Annotated in this window: 15 protein-coding genes and 3 pseudogenes; 14 read left to right on the forward strand and 4 right to left on the reverse strand. The window is 64.8% G+C overall.

The window, feature by feature from the left end:
• Nucleotides 1-135: 135 nt before the first annotated feature.
• From HB778_RS11320 to HB778_RS11330, 3 genes and pseudogenes are all read left to right on the forward strand, one after another.
• Nucleotides 136-1,119 (forward strand): sugar phosphate isomerase/epimerase family protein, encoded by a 984-nt coding sequence (locus tag HB778_RS11320; RefSeq protein WP_183463837.1) that lies wholly within the window; start codon nt 136-138, stop codon nt 1,117-1,119.
• 51 nt (nt 1,120-1,170) lie between these two features.
• Nucleotides 1,171-2,223, forward strand: a complete 1,053-nt coding sequence (locus HB778_RS11325) for a sugar ABC transporter substrate-binding protein (protein ID WP_183463839.1) — start codon at nt 1,171-1,173, stop codon at nt 2,221-2,223.
• Between the two features lie 96 nt (nt 2,224-2,319).
• A pseudogene (locus HB778_RS11330) lies at nt 2,320-3,378 on the forward strand (sugar ABC transporter ATP-binding protein); the annotation flags it as partial.
• 24 nt (nt 3,379-3,402) lie between these two features.
• On the opposite strand, the gene HB778_RS11335 reads toward HB778_RS11330, so the two are convergent.
• Nucleotides 3,403-5,034, reverse strand: coding sequence for an IS66 family transposase (locus HB778_RS11335; RefSeq protein ID WP_183463841.1), 1,632 nt, complete (start codon nt 5,032-5,034; stop codon nt 3,403-3,405).
• Between the two features lie 67 nt (nt 5,035-5,101).
• On the opposite strand from HB778_RS11335, the pseudogene HB778_RS11340 reads away from it, so the two are divergent.
• The 6 genes and pseudogenes from HB778_RS11340 to HB778_RS11365 all read left to right on the forward strand — a co-directional run.
• Nucleotides 5,102-5,575, forward strand: a pseudogene (locus HB778_RS11340) (ATP-binding cassette domain-containing protein); the annotation flags it as partial.
• Between the two features lie 21 nt (nt 5,576-5,596).
• Entirely contained in the window at nt 5,597-6,574 is a 978-nt protein-coding gene (locus HB778_RS11345) for an ABC transporter permease (protein ID WP_183463843.1), read from the forward strand.
• Nucleotides 6,571-7,445: pseudogene (locus HB778_RS11350) on the forward strand (MurR/RpiR family transcriptional regulator). Before HB778_RS11345 ends, HB778_RS11350 begins: the two are co-directional and overlap by 4 nt.
• Nucleotides 7,442-8,341, forward strand: coding sequence for a PfkB family carbohydrate kinase (locus HB778_RS11355; protein ID WP_183463845.1), 900 nt, complete (start codon nt 7,442-7,444; stop codon nt 8,339-8,341). The pseudogene HB778_RS11350 and the gene HB778_RS11355 overlap by 4 nt, the downstream one beginning before the upstream one ends.
• 102 nt (nt 8,342-8,443) lie before the next feature.
• A complete protein-coding gene (purE, locus tag HB778_RS11360) occupies nt 8,444-8,941 on the forward strand; it encodes a 5-(carboxyamino)imidazole ribonucleotide mutase (protein ID WP_096451108.1) in 498 nt (165 codons plus the stop codon).
• Nucleotides 8,938-10,014: a 5-(carboxyamino)imidazole ribonucleotide synthase gene (locus HB778_RS11365; protein WP_183463847.1), complete on the forward strand. Its 1,077-nt coding sequence runs from the start codon at nt 8,938-8,940 to the stop codon at nt 10,012-10,014. The genes purE and HB778_RS11365 overlap by 4 nt, the downstream gene beginning before the upstream one ends.
• A 5-nt stretch (nt 10,015-10,019) precedes the next feature.
• Here the strand turns inward: HB778_RS11365 and HB778_RS11370 are convergent, their stop codons facing one another.
• Nucleotides 10,020-10,436 (reverse strand): lysozyme inhibitor LprI family protein, encoded by a 417-nt coding sequence (locus tag HB778_RS11370; protein ID WP_183463849.1) that lies wholly within the window; start codon nt 10,434-10,436, stop codon nt 10,020-10,022.
• A 231-nt stretch (nt 10,437-10,667) separates the two neighbouring features.
• Between HB778_RS11370 and ykgO the strand changes: the two genes are divergently transcribed.
• The 4 genes from ykgO (at nt 10,668) to HB778_RS11390 (ending at nt 13,207) form a co-directional block, all read left to right on the forward strand.
• Nucleotides 10,668-10,793: a type B 50S ribosomal protein L36 gene (gene ykgO, locus HB778_RS11375; protein WP_006327841.1), complete on the forward strand. Its 126-nt coding sequence runs from the start codon at nt 10,668-10,670 to the stop codon at nt 10,791-10,793.
• A 108-nt stretch (nt 10,794-10,901) separates the two neighbouring features.
• Nucleotides 10,902-11,510 (forward strand): tetratricopeptide repeat protein, encoded by a 609-nt coding sequence (locus tag HB778_RS11380; protein WP_095201203.1) that lies wholly within the window; start codon nt 10,902-10,904, stop codon nt 11,508-11,510.
• Between the two features lie 164 nt (nt 11,511-11,674).
• A complete protein-coding gene (locus tag HB778_RS11385; protein ID WP_183463851.1) occupies nt 11,675-12,742 on the forward strand; it encodes an alpha/beta fold hydrolase in 1,068 nt (355 codons plus the stop codon).
• 45 nt (nt 12,743-12,787) lie between these two features.
• Nucleotides 12,788-13,207, forward strand: a complete 420-nt coding sequence (locus HB778_RS11390) for a hypothetical protein (RefSeq protein WP_244661892.1) — start codon at nt 12,788-12,790, stop codon at nt 13,205-13,207.
• A 62-nt stretch (nt 13,208-13,269) separates the two neighbouring features.
• Here the strand turns inward: HB778_RS11390 and pyk are convergent, their stop codons facing one another.
• Both pyk and HB778_RS11400 read right to left on the reverse strand, forming a co-directional pair.
• Entirely contained in the window at nt 13,270-14,706 is a 1,437-nt protein-coding gene (gene pyk / locus HB778_RS11395) for a pyruvate kinase (protein ID WP_095201200.1), read from the reverse strand.
• Nucleotides 14,703-15,149 carry a DUF1036 domain-containing protein gene (locus HB778_RS11400; protein WP_244661977.1) on the reverse strand — a complete coding sequence of 149 codons (447 nt, stop codon included), beginning with the start codon at nt 15,147-15,149 and terminating at the stop codon, nt 14,703-14,705. The genes pyk and HB778_RS11400 overlap by 4 nt, the downstream gene beginning before the upstream one ends.
• Nucleotides 15,150-15,437: 288 nt before the next feature.
• Here HB778_RS11400 and HB778_RS11405 point away from each other — a divergent pair, with 288 nt between their 5' ends.
• Nucleotides 15,438-16,235 (forward strand): N-formylglutamate amidohydrolase, encoded by a 798-nt coding sequence (locus tag HB778_RS11405; protein WP_183463855.1) that lies wholly within the window; start codon nt 15,438-15,440, stop codon nt 16,233-16,235.
• The last annotated feature ends 131 nt before the right edge of the window (nt 16,236-16,366 follow it).

The raw sequence follows: 16,366 nt of genomic DNA on the forward strand, positions 1-16,366 counted from the left end.
CCGGGAGACTGCCGGCGCGCCCGTGTGCACTCAGCCCGGCTGCAAGCCGGATCACCGGCCTCGCGGTTCTCTTCAAAACAATAACTTTACAAACTTTTGTATTTATGTGAAGTCATGACGATTGAAGGATCGTCCATGACAGCCAACCGTTTCGCCACGCGCCTCAATTCCTTTGCGTCACAGCCACAGGCCGAATGGCCCGATCTTGCCGGCAAGCCGTCGCTGATGCAGATGGCGGCGCGCGCCGCCAAGGTCGAGGGGCTTACCGATCTAGACCTCAACTTTCCTGACCATGTCGGTGAAAGGCCGTCGGAAATCGCCCGCAAGCTCAGCGATCTCGGGCTTTCCATCAATGGCTTTGCCATGCGCTACTACTCCAACCCCGCCTTCAAGCTCGGCGCCTTCACCAATCCCGATCCGGCGGTGCGCCGCGAGGCCATCGACCTGACCAAGGCCGGCATCGACGCCACGCGTGAAGCCGGCGCCAACCTGATGACGCTGTGGCTGGGACAGGATGGCTTCGACTACGCCTTCCAGGCAGACTATGCGACGTTATGGAAACACGAAATCGATGGAATTCGTGAAGTGGCCGCGCATGATCCCGACTGCCAGGTCAGCCTGGAGTACAAGCCCAACGAGCCGCGTTCCTACTCGCTGATGCCGGATGCCGCGACCACCTTGCTGGCGATCCGCGAGGTCGGCCTGCCCAATCTCGGCGTCACCCTCGACTTCGCCCATGTGCTTTACGCCGACGAGCAGCCGGCCTTTGCCGCCGCACTCGTCGCCCGGCACAGCAAGCTTCTCGGCGTGCATCTCAATGACGGCTACGCCAAGCGCGACGACGGCCTGATGGTCGGCGCCGTGCACACGCTGCAGACGATCGAATTACTGCGCCAGATCCGCCACGACGGCTACGCCGGCGCCATCTATTTCGACACCTTTCCCGACATGACCGGGCTCGATCCGGTGCGCGAATGCGAGGTCAACATCGCCACCGTCAAGCGCATGCTCGGTGTCGTCGAGCGGCTCGACAGAGACAACCGTCTGTCATCCGCCATCGACCGCCAGGACGCAGTCGCCACGCAGGCCATCGTCCAGGAGATCATGCTCGGGGCCTGACCGCCGAAGCCGCTCAACCACACCGCCGTTTTCAAACCAGGGAGGAAGACCATGAAGTTTCTGCTTGCCGCCGCCACCGCCACGCTGATGGCGCTCGCCATCGCGCCGGCCTATAGCGCCGATCTTGCGCCGCTCAACTCCGACACCGAGAAGGATCGCATCGACTGGTCGCAGCTCGAAGCCAAGTTCGGCGCTTTCCCCAAGCTGCCCGCAGGCACCAAGGCGGGCGCCGTATCCAAGACGCTGACCAATGAATATTGGCGTTCGCTGGGCGAAGGCTACAAGGCCTTCGGCGACAAGGTCAGCGTGCCCGTCGTCTACCAGGCGGCACAGAACGAGGGCGACCAGCTCGGCCAGCTCACCATCGCCGAGGGCCTGGTGACGCAGGGCTACAACGTCCTGCTCGTCTCGCCGCAGACCGATTCGAACCTGCAGCCGATCATGGAACAGGCCAAGGCCGCCAACGTGCCGGTCGTCAACGTCAACGACGCCGTCATCCCGCAGGCCGAGCACTATGTCGGCAATGTCCAGCGCGACAATGGCGTGCGCGTCGCCAAATGGTTCATCAAGAACCGGCCGAATGGCGGCAAGGTCGCCATCGTCGAGGGCCAGGCCGGCGTCTATGCCGCCGTCCAGCGCACCGACGGCTTCAAGTCCACCATCTCCGAGGGTGGCAAATTCCAGGTCGTCGCCAGCGTGCCCGGCAACTGGGACCGCCAGACGTCCTATGACGCGGCCACCAACATCCTGCAGCAGCACCCCGACCTGATCGGCTTCTACGCCAACAATGACGGCATGGCGCTGGGCATCGTCGAGGCGGTCAAGGCTGCCGGCCTGCAGGACAAGGTCGCCGTGTTCGGCACCGATGGCATTTCCGACGCCTACGCCTCCATCCGCGCCGGCGAACTGACCGGCACGGTCGACTCGTTCCCGGTGCTGACCGGCGAGGTGGCGCTCGAAGCGGCGCTGCGACTGGTGGCCGGGCAGAAGCTGCCGCGCGTCGTCGCCACGCCACAGGCGCTGATCACCAAGGACAATGCCGACCGCTATTCCGGCCCCGATGCACGAAAGGCGCTGCTCAAGGACGCGGCCGCCGGCCAGTAGGGCATCGACCCTATCCCTAGGACAAAGGCGGGGCGGCGGGTGCCGGCCAGGGCATTTTGCTCCCGGCTGGCACCCTTGCCCGCGGAACAGGACCCCATGTCACCCCGGCTGCAATTCGAGGGCATTTCAAAGGACTTTCCGGGAGTGCGGGCCCTAGGCGACGTGTCCTTCTCCGTCGGCGCCGGCGAAATCCATGGCCTGCTCGGCGAGAACGGCGCCGGCAAGTCGACGTTGCTACGCATCTTGTCGGGCGTCTACCGGCCGAGCGCCGGACGGGTGCTGATCGACGGCGTACCGGTGGCGCTCAACAACCCGGTCTCGGCGCGAGCCGCCGGTGTCGCCATGATCCACCAGGAACTGCAGCAGGTGCCGCGCCTCAGCGTCGCCCAGAACATGTTCCTCGGCCATCCGCTGACGCGCGGCGGCCTCTTCGTCGCCAGACGCGAGCAGGAGCGCCAAGCCGCATCGGCCCTTGCCGCGCTCGATGCCTCGATCGATCCGGCGGCTCCGCTCGGCAGCCTGAAAGTGGCGCAGCGACAGATTGTCGAGATCGCCCGCGCGCTGCGCGACCGCGCCCGGATCGTCGCCATGGACGAACCGACATCCAGCCTGACGCCGAGCGAGTTCGAACGGCTGGCCAAAGTCATCAAGGGCCTCGCTCGCGACGGTGTCGCCGTCGTCTATGTCTCGCACAAGCTGGACGAGGTGTTCGGCATCTGCCGCCGCGCCACCATCATGCGCGACGGCGCCGTCATTGATTCCGTCGAGCTGGCAGGGATCTCGGAACAGGCCGTGGTCTCGATGATGGTCGGTCGCGAGCTTGCTCAGGAACAACACCGCTCCCACGCCACAAGGGATGTCAGGCTCGGCGTACGCGGGCTGTCGTCGCCGAAGGTCCGCGATATCTCCTTCGACCTCCACCGCGGCGAGGTTCTGGGCATTGCCGGCCTCGTCGGCTCGGGCCGCACCGAGCTGCTGCGACTGCTGGCCGGCGCCGACCGCGCCTCGTCGGGCACCGTCGAGATCGACGGCAAGGCGGTCCGGCTGTCCAGCCCGCGCGCTGCGATTGCCGCCGGCATTGGCCTGGTGCCTGAGGAGCGCAAGCGCGAAGGCATCGTACCGCTGCGTCCGATCACCTCCAACATGGCGCTGGCGTAACCGGGGCAGATTACCGGGCAGTCAGGCTTGAGCGGCTTGCCTAACGAGATCCGGGAGCGGCGGAATCGACTCTTGTGTTGGTATGCCGAGGCGGTCGCCGAGATAGCGGAAGAATGAGACGTCGAGCTTGATGCAGGTCTTCATCAGGCCGAGCAGGACGTCGCGGGCGTTCTTGCCTGCCTCGCTGACGGTTCCGCCGGAGATCTTGCGCTTGGTGACGAAGGTGCGGATGTCGTTTTCCGAACCATTGGTGTGGAGCGGGATCTCGGGACGATCGAGAACGCGCAGGAGTTCATGCTTGCGGCGATGCAGCCTGGCAAGAAGCCGGTCGAGCATGACGTAGCCGGTTCGTCGTTTGAACAGGCGCTCGAAGCGGGCGCGCAGGGCCGCCGCGTGGCGCGGACAAGGAGCACGCTGGTAGCTCTTGAGGTCGCGATAGAACCACCAGATCAACTGGCGCATGATGTCGACGGCCTGACGTTGATCCGGGGTCACGGGTATCAATTTGTGGACGAGCCGCTCGGCGTGGACCCAGCACAGAGCATGGTCGCCGATGCGGAACTGGCCGGCATCATCGGACACGACCACGGTATCGCCAAGAAAGCCGTGGTGGCGGATCGCTCCCCACATCGCCCCTTCGGTGGCGATCCTGACTGGGTTGGGCTCAACCGCGAGCTGGTCGAGGCCGAGTGCGGCCAGATGCGCCTGCCATGCGGCGCTGTCGGCAAATGCCTTGTGCGGCGCAGCCGCCAGCCGCGCGATCACCGGACCGGCGAGGTTGCGGCCGCGCATATAGGCCAGGGCCTCTTCATTGATGAAGTAATCGCTGTGCCCGGCACGCAGCGTCGCCAGGAACGCCTCCCGTGACTTCGATCGCCCGGTGCGGAACGCGGTGAAGCGGCGATCGCCGATCTGGGTGGTGTAGCCGTCCTGGTGGGCGTGGCGCGCCGACGTATCATCGACGGTGATCCAGGGCGCCGTAGCCAGCCCGGCGCGCAGCACGTCACGGTCCTCCGCCGCGAAGGCCTCCAGGCCCTCCGAAATCAGCCGCACCACCTGGCGCTTCGAAATGTCGACCCCGATCCCGGTCAACAACGCCGTCAACCGCTCCGTCGTCACCTGGCCTTGAATGTGACAGGCCAGAATGAAGCGGCGCAGGTTCGCGCCCCAGCCGCCGATGATCCCCGCCGGCAACGGCGCCACCATCGTTTCGCCGGTCGGTGTCACCCAGCGCTCGCGGCGATAGCGCACCACCTCGGCCGACAACGCCAGATCGCGCACCAGGATCGTCTCATACCCCTTGAAGCGAGAGCCCGCAGGAGCGCTCACCGCAACCGTCACCTCGCGGCTCACGCGACCGCCGTCGCGCTTGGCGCCGCGCCGGCGGCGCTTGCCCTTGCCAGATGTCGGCTGCGTCGCCTTCTCCATGCCCGATGGCTTGGTCGGCTTGACCGGGGGACGCGGCGGCAGGTCCTTCAGCCGGGCGATCTCATCCTTCAGGGTCTGGTTCTCGGCGCGTAGCGCCTGGTTCTCGATCTCAAGGCTCTCGACCCGGCTTTGAAGACCGCGCACTTCGCCGATCAGCGCAGAAACCAGCCCGCGGAGTTCCGCGAGCGACAGGCCTTCAAGCGAATCAGTCGGTGGTAGCGTCACGCAAAGGGTGAATCACGAAAGCACGCGCCTGCAAACCCCCACCGCCCGGTAATCTGCCCCGGTTACGGCGCTGGCCTCAATGGGCGTCTTCGCCAGGCACGGTGTCATCGACCACGCCAGGCTGAGGCGCGTGGCGGGAGAGAAGATGAAGCGGGTCAATCTCAGGCCCTTCCTGCTCGACCGGCCTATCCGCCTGTTCAGTGGCGGCAACCAGCAGAAGGCGATCATCGGCCGCTGGCTGGCGGCGGGAACGCGGATCCTGCTGTTCGACGAGCCGACGCGCGGCATCGATGTCGGCGCCAAGGCGGAGATCTACCATCTGATCGAGGAACTCGCCGCCGAAGGCCATTGCGTCATCGTCGTCTCGTCCGAACTTCCCGAGGTGATCAGGCTCGCCGACCGCGTGCTGGTGATGCGCGAGGGTGCGATCGCCGCCGAGCTCGACCGGGCAAGCCTCAGCGAGCAGGCGATTGCAGCGCACGCCATCCCCCAGTCGCAAGGCTCGGCCAGCCGGCCAGGCGCGCAAGGAACCGGCGCATGAAAAACAAGAACAGGATTGCCCATGTCTGACCTAGCGCAAGCCGCGCCGGCACGGCCGGGCGCCGCCATCCTGCAGCGCTTTTCCATGCGCGACGCCGGCACGCTGATCGGCCTTCTGGTGATCCTCGCCGTCTTCGGCGCGCTGGTGCCGGGCTTCTTCGCCGAGCGCAACCTGATCAACATCCTGCAGCAATCGAGCATCAATGCCTGTCTGGCGCTGGGCATGACACTGGTCATCATCTCCGGCGGCATCGACCTGTCCGTCGGGCCGACGGCGGCACTCTCGGCCGTCATCTCGGCCTCGATGCTGGTTGCCGGCGTGCCGTTTCCGCTGGCCATCGCCGCCGGCTTCGTCATCGGGTTGCTCTGCGGCCTCGTGAATGGCGTGCTGGTCGCCTATGTCGGGCTGCAGCCTTTTATCGTCACGCTGGGAACGCTGAGCACCTACAGGGCACTGGCGCTGATCTACACCGGCGGCAATCCGGTGCTCGGCCTGCCCGTAAGCTTCCGTGCCATCTTCAACGGCTCGCTGTTCGGCCTGCCGCTGGCGGTGATCATCGTCGCCTGCGTGGCCGTTATCGCCTGGATCGTTTTGAAGAAGACACCCTTCGGCGAGTATCTGCTCGCCGTCGGCGGCAATGAGGAGGCGGCCTATATAGCCGGCGTGCCGATCGCCCGCACCAAGATCGCCGCATACATGATCTCCGGCCTGCTGGCCGCCCTTGCCGCGCAGATCCTGATCGGCCGGTTGGGTGCGGCCGAACCCATCCTCGGCAATCTCTGGGAACTCGACGCGATCGCGGCGGCGGCCATCGGCGGGGCATCGCTGATGGGCGGCAAAGGCAGCATCGTCGGCACCATCCTCGGCGCCGTCATCCTTGGCGCCATGCGCAACGGTTTGACGCTGATGAACGTGCAGTCCTTCTATCAGCTCTTGGCAACTGGTCTTATAATCCTCGCCGCGATGCTTATTGATCGCGTGACGAGGGGGCGTGGATGACCTTGAGCGGGCTGGACCTGAAAGCGGTAGGACCGCGCATCCGTATGATGATGCCGCATCTCACCCCACTGGAAGCCAAGGTGGTGGAGACCGTCTTCGGACGGCGCGGCTTCGACGAGACGATCCCGCTGAAGCAGATCGCTGAAGAGTCCGGCGTGTCCGAGGCGATGGTGGTCAAGATCGCCAAGAAGCTCGGCTTCTCCGGCTATCGCGACTTCCGCACCGCCGTCTATGAATACAGCCGCCTGCCGACCGCCGAGATGCATCAGGAACTGTCGTCCGACGACAGTTCGGCCGAGATCGTGCAAAAGTGTTCCGCACCTCGATCCAGGCGCTGGAGGAGACGCTCGCCATCCTCGACATCGAGGATTTCGACCGCGCGGCCGAGCTGCTCTTTCGGGCGAAGAACCGTGACTTCTACGGCGTCGGTGGTTCGGCGCAGATCGCCCGCGACGTCTCGCACAAATTCCTGCGCATCGGCATCCGCGCATCCGTCTACGACGATTCGCACATGATGCTGATGTCGGCCTCGCTGCTTGGTGCGGACGACATCGCCGTCGGCTTCTCGCATTCCGGCAATACGTCGGCGGTCATCGACGCCATCCAGCTCGCTCGCATGAATGGCGCCCGCACGCTGGCCATCACCAACTACGACAACTCGCCGCTGGCCCAGATCGCCGACATTGTGCTGTGCTCGACCGCGCAGGGCTCGCCGCTGATGGGCGAGAATGCGGCGGCGCGCATCGCCCAGCTCAACATCCTCGACGCGCTGTTCGTGGCGGTAGCACAGCGCGACTACCAGGCGGCGGAGCGCAATCTCGGCCGCACCATGTCGGCGGTGACATCGAAACGAAAAGACCGGGGCTCATGACGCTGCCGAAAACGCCTCTGGTCACCGTCTTCGGCAGCCTGCATTACGACATCATGGTTGACGCCCCTGACCGCCCGCGCAAGGGTGAGACGGTGACCGGCCATGCCTGGCACCCGAAATGCGGCGGCAAAGGCGGCAACCAGGCGGTCTCGGCCGCGCGGGCCGGCGCGAGATCCGCGATGATCGGCGCCGTCGGTGACGACGATTTCGGCCGCGCATTGCTGGCCAATCTCGATCGCGGCGGCATCGACCGCCGCTTCGTGCGGGTGGCCGCCGGCGCCGGCTCCGGCATGAGCGTGGCGATCTTCGACGCAGGCGGCGACTATGGCGCGGTGATCGTCTCGGGCAGCAATCTCACTCTGGGCGACGCCGACATTGCCTCAGCTTCCGGGATGATAGCCCAGACGACGGTGCTTCTATTGCAGAACGAAGTGCCGGAAGCCGCCAACATTGCGGCCGCGCGTGCGGCGAAGGCGCAAGGCGGCCGCGTCCTGCTCAACGCAGCGCCGGCGCGCAAGCTTTCCGACGAGTTGATCGCGCTGGTCGACATCTTCGTCGTCAATGCCATCGAGGCGGAATTTTTGGCCGGCGTGTCGGTGGTGGAAACGCTCGACGGCGCCGCGCAAGCCGCGCGGCTTCTGGCCAATCTCTGCCCCGTGGCGATCGTCACGGCGGGCGGCGAGGGCGTCGCCTGCTGCGAACGGACCGGCGAGGCCTTTGCGCTGCCCGCCATCCCGGTCAAGCTTGTCAGCACCCATGGCGCGGGCGATGAATTCGTCGGCGCTCTGGCCGCGGCACTTACCCGTGGGGAGGGCATGCGAGCGGCCGTCACCGCCGCCAACGCCGCTTCGGCCTTGCTGGTCTCGACGCCCGAGGCCGAGCGTCAAAGCCTCTAGCCGGCCGGTTTCCGCCTTCCCAGACGGCAAGCATGCCTGCGTATCCTTGCGGCCCCGCGCGAATTCCGCTAAGGCGCGCCTTTGTCGCCGGAGAGCATTAGCTTGAACGATCAACGCGCCGACGTCGCCATCATCATGGGCAGCCAATCCGACTGGGCAACGATGCGCCAGGCGGCCGAAACGCTGGAGGCACTGGGCGTTCCGCACAAACGGCTGATCATCTCCGCGCATCGTACGCCTGACAGGCTCTATGAGTTCGCCAAGGGCGCCAAGGCCGCTGGCTATAAGGTTATCATCGCCGGCGCTGGCGGCGCGGCGCATCTGCCCGGCATGACGGCGGCGATGACGCCGCTGCCGGTGTTCGGCGTGCCGGTCGAATCGAAGGCGCTGTCGGGACAGGATTCGCTGCTCTCCATCGTCCAGATGCCGGCCGGCATCCCCGTGGGCACTTTGGCGATCGGCAAGGCCGGTGCGGCCAATGCGGCTCTCCTGGCCGCCGCCGTGCTGGCGCTCTACGACGACAAGCTTGCCCAGCGGCTCGATGCCTGGCGCGCCTCGCAGACCGCCAAGGTCGCCACTGAGCCGACGGACACGCCGTGAGCCTGCCCGGCGGATCGACCATCGGCATCATTGGCGGCGGCCAGCTCGGCCGCATGCTGGCGATGGCTGCCGCCCGACTCGGCTACCGCACCATCGTGCTGGAGCCGCAGGCGGATTGCCCGGCCGCCCAGGTCGCCAACCGGCAGATTACGTCAGCCTATGACGACCCGGCTGCCCTTGCCGAACTGGCGGCGGCCAGTGCCGTCGTCACCTACGAGTTCGAGAACGTGCCGGTCGTGGCGGCAGAAGCGCTTGCCGCCAAGGTTCCGGTCTACCCGCCGGCGCGCGCGCTCGACGTGGCGCAGGACCGGGTGAGCGAGAAGACATTCCTCAACGGCATCGGCATCGCCACCGCCGAGTTTCGTCCGGTCGACACCGACGAGGAACTGACGGCGGCGCTGAAGGCCTTCGGCGGCAGCGGCATCCTGAAGACGCGGCGCATGGGCTATGACGGCAAAGGCCAGCGCGTCTTCCGCAACATGGAAACGGGTGGTTTTGCCGGCGCCTGCGAGGCGATGGGCAATGTGCCTCTGATCCTGGAGGCCTTCGTGCCCTTCGAGCGCGAGATTTCGGTGATCGCGGCGCGGGGGCTGGATGGCGCGGTCGCCGCCTACGATCCGGCCGAGAATGTCCATCGCCACGGCATTCTCCACACATCGACCCTGCCGGCCAATGTCAAACCCGAAACGGCTGATGCAGCGCGTGCGGCAGCGGCAAAAATCCTGTCGGCGCTCGACTATGTCGGCGTCATAGGCGTCGAGTTCTTCGTGCTTTCCGACGGCTCGCTGCTGGCCAATGAGATCGCGCCCCGCGTCCACAATTCCGGCCACTGGACCGAGGCCGCCTGCATCGTTTCGCAGTTCGAACAGCATATACGCGCCGTTGCCGGCCTGCCGCTCGGCAGCCCCGGCCGCCATTCCGATTGCGTGATGGAGAACCTGATCGGCGACGACGTGCTGCGCGTCCCGGCCCTGCTCGCCGAGCCAGATCTGATGCTGCATCTCTACGGCAAGGCCGAATCTCGGCCCGGCCGCAAGATGGGCCATTTTACCCGCATCAGCCGCCGTACTTAACGCGCCTATTGCACCTCGTCGCTCTCGTCGGGGCTGGCGCAACTCGCATCGCCTTCCTCGCAATTGGCCGAGGCGGCGAGCTGCTTGATGCGCTCATTGGTCAGCCTGGTCAGACATTCTGAAACCTCCATCGCGTGGATGGAGCCGCCAGCGCTGGCGGCGGTGGTGTGCGCGCATTCGGCGTCGCGGAAGGCGATCCAGGCGCGTTGTGCCGCTTGCAGCAATCTCTTGGCATCGGCATCGTCGGAACTGATCAGGTCCTGATAGGCGGCATTGAGCTTAGCGTCCGCGGCCTGGTAGTCCTCGCCGGCACAGATGTTCATCATCTGCTGGCTGTCGTCGGAGCGGTCGCATTCCTGCGCGCGCGCAACCGATGCTCCCGCCAGCAAGACAAGGCAGGCAGACAGCAATATTCGGCGCATGGTCATCCCCAAATCACTTGAACCCAAGGCATCATCCCAGCCCGCTCGGGGCCGTGCAATGCCGAGGGAACCGACATGGCGGATATTTGATGATATCAGGACATGGAGCACGCTTGCGGTTGACACGGACAAGGCTCCTCGTTTATGAGCCACCCACCGTTGAAAAGGCGCGTCTTCTGGCGCGCCTTAAAATTTCGACCCGGGACCGGGTCCACACCGACAGGCAAGACCATGAAGATCAAGAATTCGCTCAAGGCGCTGAAGGCGCGTCACCGCGACAACCAGCTGGTTCGCCGCAAGGGCCGCGTTTACATCATCAACAAGACCGCCCCGCGCTACAAGGCGCGCCAGGGTTGAGCTTTCGGCCGGGGGCTTTTGCCTCCGCCCATTGATGCTTGTCGGCCTGCCGACCTTCTTGCGTTAAAATCACTTTGCTGTTCCGCCGCCCGGGACTAGGATCGGGCGATGCGGATTCTTTTTGCATTTTTGATAGCTCTCCCTGTTTCCGGCGCCATAAGCGTGCCGGTGTGGGCCGCGGACGATCAGCCCGCAGCGCCGGCTGCCCCGGAGGCGCCTGCCGCGCCGATGACCAAACAGGCCCGGCTCGACAAGCTGTTCTCCGACCTCAAGCGCGAGCGCAACGAAAAGGCCGCCGAACGCATCGCCGGCAACATCTGGACCGAATGGTTCCAGTCCGGCAGCGCCTCGATCGATCTGATGATGCTCTGGTCGCAAAAAGCGATGGACAACCAGAAATTCGACGTCGCGCTCGATTTCCTCGATCAGGTGGTGACCTTGCAGCCGACCTATGCCGAAGGCTGGAACCGGCGCGCCACGGTGCATTTCATGATGAAGAACTACGGCAAGTCGATGGCCGACATCGACCGCACGCTGCAGCTCGAGCCGCGCCATTTCGGTGCGCTTTCGGGCCTGGCGCAGATCATGGCGCTGACCGGCCACAAGCAATCGGCGCTCGAGGCCTGGCAGAAGGTGCTGGCCATCTATCCGATGATGCGCAGCGCCCAGGACCAGGTCGCGACACTTTCCGAAGAGCTTGCCGGCGAAGGCATTTGATACCCTGAAGGGAGTAAGGGAATAGGGCAGTAAGGCAGTAAGGCAGTAAGGGTACCGCGGAACACTCACCCTACTGCCCTACTGCCCTACTGCCCTACTGCCCTACTGCCCTACTGCCCTACTGCCCTACCAAACTTATCCCGTCCCATCCCGTATCTCCCCGCATGAACCTGATCTCCGCCGCGTTCGCCTTTCTCCTCGCACTCGTTTTCAGCCTCGTCGGCGTTACGCGCGTCGGCTCATGGCTGATCGAGCGCCGCAATCCGCCCATTGGTGAATTCGCCGACATCGGCGGCGCCCGTATCCACTATGTCCACATTCCGGCACCCGCCAATGCGGAGCTGCCACCGATCGTCTTCATCCACGGCGCCAGCGCCAATCTCAGGGATCAGATGCTGCCGCTCCGGCCGCTGCTCGAAGGCCGCGCCGAAATGCTGTTCTTCGACCGGCCGGGCTTTGGCTGGTCGGGGCGTGGGCCTGGCAACAATGAGGATCCGTCGGCGCAGGTCAAGACCATCGCCGCGCTGATGGACCGCCTCGGCATCAAGAAGGCGATCATCGTTGGCCATTCCTTCGGCGGCGTGGTGACGACGGCTTTCGGCCGCGAGCATGCCGACAAGACGCTCGGTCTCGTCTTCCTGGCGCCGGCAACCCATCCCTGGCCGGGCGGCGCGACATCCTGGTACTACGATCTGACCACCGTTCCGGTGATCGGCCGGCTGTTTTCCGAAACGCTGACCTATCCTGCTGGCACGTTACAGATGGCCGATGCCACGACCTGCGTGTTCTCGCCCAACAAGGTGCCGGATAATTATCTCGGCACGGCCGCGATCCCCCTGGTGTTACGGCCTGCAGCCTTTCGCGCCAACGCCACCGACGTTGCCGGGCTCTACAGCTACGCGCTTGGCGCCGCACCGCACTACAAAGAGATCACCGCGCCGACCGTGGTCATCTCCGGCGACCGCGACAAGGTCGTCTACGCACATATCCATTCCGTCGGCCTGGTACGCGACATCTCGGGCGCAGAGCTCATCTGGGTCCACAATCTCGGCCACAAGCCGGACTGGATCGCCCCCGACCTCGTCGTCGGTGCCATCGAGAAGGTCGCCGGCAAGGAGATCGACCTGGAGGCGATGGCCAGAACGGTGGAAGCGCGGATTGCTGGCGATGCCTATGGTGTGGGCAAGTGCGCCGACATCAAGGAACCGCAGGCCGAGCTCGCGCCGACCTGACATGTATGTCCTCAAGCATGGCATAAAGAGAAATCCAGAGAGACGATGGGCGCTGCCGGATCGCATCTTCTTCGGTTACGGCGCATGCCACATTCTTGCAGGTGTTTCCTCAAGCATCGCCCTCTTGAGGGATTTCATGCAGAACGGATCATTCCGGCGGAGAGCTTTGCGGGAAACCATATCTATGTGACGAACGGCGTCATCGCTTTCGACTACCACGGTTACTCCGGCCGCGAGCGCCTCCTGGATCATCATCGAAGGGGCTGGACCTCCCACAGTGCCGGTTGGCACTGCACGATCGAGAAGGTCGATTTCGACTTGCTCGACACGGCCGAATTAAATCAGCGAAAGATGCTGGGTCCGGATCAGTATCTGTATGACGCCGTTCTTCGTGCGCGCCGGTTTCTTCAGCGCATAGACCACGCTGAAGCTGCGGCAAGAGCGCTCAGGATCGCGACGGCTTGAAGCCATTCGGGCCGCACCCCTGAAAAGCGCTCGGCCGATGTTTCCGTGAAGGATGAACCGCTCTAACGGTTGCCCTGCGCGTCCGACCCGACATAGGCGATGCGCAGCATGTTGGTCGAGCCGGGCGTCCTCAGCGGCACACCGGCCGTGATGATGACGCGATCGCCCGGCTTGCCGAATTCTTCCTCAAGGGCAATACGGCAGGCGCGGTTGACCATGTCGTCGAGATCGGTGGCATCGGGCGAGACGACGCAATGCGTGCCCCACAAGAGCGACAGCCGCCGCGCGGTGTTGAGGATCGGCGACAGCGCGATGATCGGCACCTGCGGCCGTTCGCGCGCGGCGCGCAGCCCGGTGGTGCCGGACGCCGTGTAGGTGATGATCGCCGACAGTTTCAGCGTCTCGGCGATTTCGCGGGCGGCCAGTGAAATGGCGTCCGCGCCCGTCGCTTCCGGCTCGGAGCGCTGGGCGTTGATGATGCCGGCATAGGTCGGGTCGGTTTCGACCTTGGTGGCGATCCGGTCCATCATCGCCACGGCTTCGACCGGATAGGCGCCCGCCGCCGATTCCGCCGACAGCATGATCGCATCGGCGCCCTCGAAAACGGCGATCGAGACATCGGACACTTCGGCGCGGGTCGGCACCGGCGCGGTGATCATCGATTCCAGCATCTGCGTGGCGACCACCACCGGCTTGCCTGCACGGCGCGCGGCGCGCGTGATCTGCTTCTGGATGCCGGGCACGGCTTCTAACGGCATCTCGACACCGAGGTCGCCGCGGGCGACCATCAGCGCGTCGGACAGTTCGATGATCTCGGCCAGGCGGGCAACGGCCTGCGGCTTTTCGATCTTGGCCATGATCAGCGCCCGGCCGCGCGCGATCTTGCGCGCTTCGGCCAAATCTTCGGGGCGCTGCACGAAGGACAGAGCGACCCAGTCGACGCCCGTGGCGAGCACCGCGTCGAGGTCCTTGCGGTCCTTCTCGGTCAGCGCGCCGACCGGCAGGTCGGTATCGGGCAGGCTGACGCCCTTCTTGTCGGAAATCGTGGTGCCGGCGACGACCGTGCAGACGATCGACTTGCCGTCGCTCTTCACGGCCTTCAGCTCGAGCTTGCCGTCGTCGATCAAAAGACGGTGACCAGCCTCGACCGAGCTCAGGATTTCGGGGTGCGGCAGATAGACCCTGGTCGATGTGCCGGGCTCGGGATTGTCGTCGAGCGTGAAGGTCTGGCCTGGCGTCAGCACTTCCTTGCCGTTGGCGAACTTGCCGACGCGCAGCTTGGGGCCTTGCAGGTCGGCGAGGATGCCGATCGGCCGGCCGACCTTTTCCTCGACGGCGCGGATGCGGCCGACCAGCGTGCGCATCAACTCATGGTCGGTATGGCTCATATTGATGCGGAACACATCGGCGCCCGCTTCGAACAATTTCTTCAGCATCTCCTCGGAGGAGGAGGCCGGACCGATTGTGGCTAGGATCTTGACCTTGCGGCTGCGTCTCATTGACTGTTGGTTCCCGGGGTGGCTGGTGCGCCTCCCGTTGCGGGCTCATCGGTCAGCTGGACCATCCAGCTCGCCTGTTCGCCCGTGTCATATTCCTGAAATCCGGCGCGCTGGAAGCCCCGGGCGACGCAGTCGTTTACGCCGGCGATCTTGAACTCTTTTTCAGCCACGCACATGTTGATCGGGCCGTCCCAGCGTCCACCGCGCTCAGCGTCTTCTGCATAAAGATAATAAAACCTTGATGACAGCGGCCCTTCGATCAACGTCTTGCAGCTCGATCCTTCAATGTGCCACCAGCCTTCGGTGATCCAGCCGGCCTTGGCGCGATAGCCGATACCGACGCCGACCAGGTTCTGCGTGGCGTTGCAAACGCGGAAATCGGCCCGCGCCGGCGAGGCCATGACCGTCGCCGACAGGCCAACGGTCAGGATCAGGAACGGCATGGCAAAGGCAGAGCGCATGCGCTGCCTGCCGGCGGAACCCATCCCAATACCCCTCAAGAACCACATCAGCATCTCTCTGCGCCCCTTTTCGGAAAAGTCCGGGCGCATGTCAACGCGCCGTTTTGACCAATTCCAATCGATTTAGGAAGGCTCCCGGCGCACTATCCGTCGCCCCTTGCCAGATTTCCCGGGAAACCTTGGCCAAACAACGGCATTGCGCACACGTCGTCTTCGTGGAATGACGATAGCATCCTCCCCGGAAGCCAGCGAACAGACCATTTCCCGCCAATGACCCGATCCACAGTTTTCGCGCCTTTCGACATTGTCGAGGGCGACCGCAAGCGGGGCATCGTGCTTCTGGCCGATCATGCCCGCCGCGACCTGCCCGAGGACTATGGCAGCCTCGGCCTGCCCGCGGCGGAATTCGAGCGCCACATCGCCTACGATATCGGCGTTGAAGCGGTGACGCGTGAACTCGCCGCCTTGCTCGACGTGCCGGCGGTCATCGCCAATTTCTCGCGGCTCTTGATCGATCCCAATCGCGGCGAGGACGATCCGACGCTCATCCGCCAGCTCTATGACGGCACCGTCGTGCCGGGAAACTATCCCATCGCGCCGGAAGAGCGCGAAAGGCGGCTCGACCGCTTCTACCGTCCCTACCACGACGCCGTCGGCGCCATGATCGCCTCGGTCGCGCAGGCTTCCGCCAAGGCGCCCTTCATCTTCTCGGTGCATTCCTTCACGCCGGCCATGCAGGGCAAACAGCGCCCGTGGCATGTCGGCATCCTCTGGGATCGGGACGACCGGGTGGCGCGGCCGCTGATCGATATGCTGGCCGACGACAAGATCCTCGTCGTCGGCGACAATGAGCCCTATGACGGCGCGCTGCGTGGCGACACCATGTTCAAGCACGCCATCGTCAACGGCTACGCCCACGCGCTGATCGAGATCCGTCAGGATCTGATAGCGGACCAGAAGGGTGCGATCGCCTGGGCCGAGCGTCTGGCGCCGATCGTTGACGCGATCGACCGCCGTGCCGATATACATGTCGTGAAGATGTTCGGCTCGCGCACCGGGCCGCTCTAGAGACTGTTTCGAAATTCGCTCTGGCGAGTCATATGATGGTGGTTTCGAGAACCGGAGCGCAGCGGACATTGGTCCGTGAGCACCGGAAGCGCAGAAAACGCCATCAGATGGCCGCCAGAGTAGAATTTCCA

The organism is Mesorhizobium huakuii (genome assembly GCF_014189455.1).
Taxonomy (GTDB): Bacteria; Pseudomonadota; Alphaproteobacteria; order Rhizobiales; family Rhizobiaceae; genus Mesorhizobium; species Mesorhizobium huakuii_A.

Coding starts and splice junctions, on each gene's coding strand:
- HB778_RS11320 (WP_183463837.1), top strand. CDS start 136: ATGACAGCCAACCGTTTCGCCACGCGCCTCAATTCCTTTGCGTCACAG.
- HB778_RS11325 (WP_183463839.1), top strand. CDS start 1,171: ATGAAGTTTCTGCTTGCCGCCGCCACCGCCACGCTGATGGCGCTCGCC.
- HB778_RS11345 (WP_183463843.1), top strand. CDS start 5,597: ATGTCTGACCTAGCGCAAGCCGCGCCGGCACGGCCGGGCGCCGCCATC.
- HB778_RS11355 (WP_183463845.1), top strand. CDS start 7,442: ATGACGCTGCCGAAAACGCCTCTGGTCACCGTCTTCGGCAGCCTGCAT.
- HB778_RS11370 (WP_183463849.1), bottom strand. CDS start 10,436: ATGCGCCGAATATTGCTGTCTGCCTGCCTTGTCTTGCTGGCGGGAGCA.
- ykgO (WP_006327841.1), top strand. CDS start 10,668: ATGAAGATCAAGAATTCGCTCAAGGCGCTGAAGGCGCGTCACCGCGAC.
- HB778_RS11380 (WP_095201203.1), top strand. CDS start 10,902: ATGCGGATTCTTTTTGCATTTTTGATAGCTCTCCCTGTTTCCGGCGCC.
- HB778_RS11385 (WP_183463851.1), top strand. CDS start 11,675: ATGAACCTGATCTCCGCCGCGTTCGCCTTTCTCCTCGCACTCGTTTTC.
- HB778_RS11390 (WP_244661892.1), top strand. CDS start 12,788: ATGGGCGCTGCCGGATCGCATCTTCTTCGGTTACGGCGCATGCCACAT.
- pyk (WP_095201200.1), bottom strand. CDS start 14,706: ATGAGACGCAGCCGCAAGGTCAAGATCCTAGCCACAATCGGTCCGGCC.
- HB778_RS11400 (WP_244661977.1), bottom strand. CDS start 15,149: ATGCCGTTCCTGATCCTGACCGTTGGCCTGTCGGCGACGGTCATGGCC.
- HB778_RS11405 (WP_183463855.1), top strand. CDS start 15,438: ATGACCCGATCCACAGTTTTCGCGCCTTTCGACATTGTCGAGGGCGAC.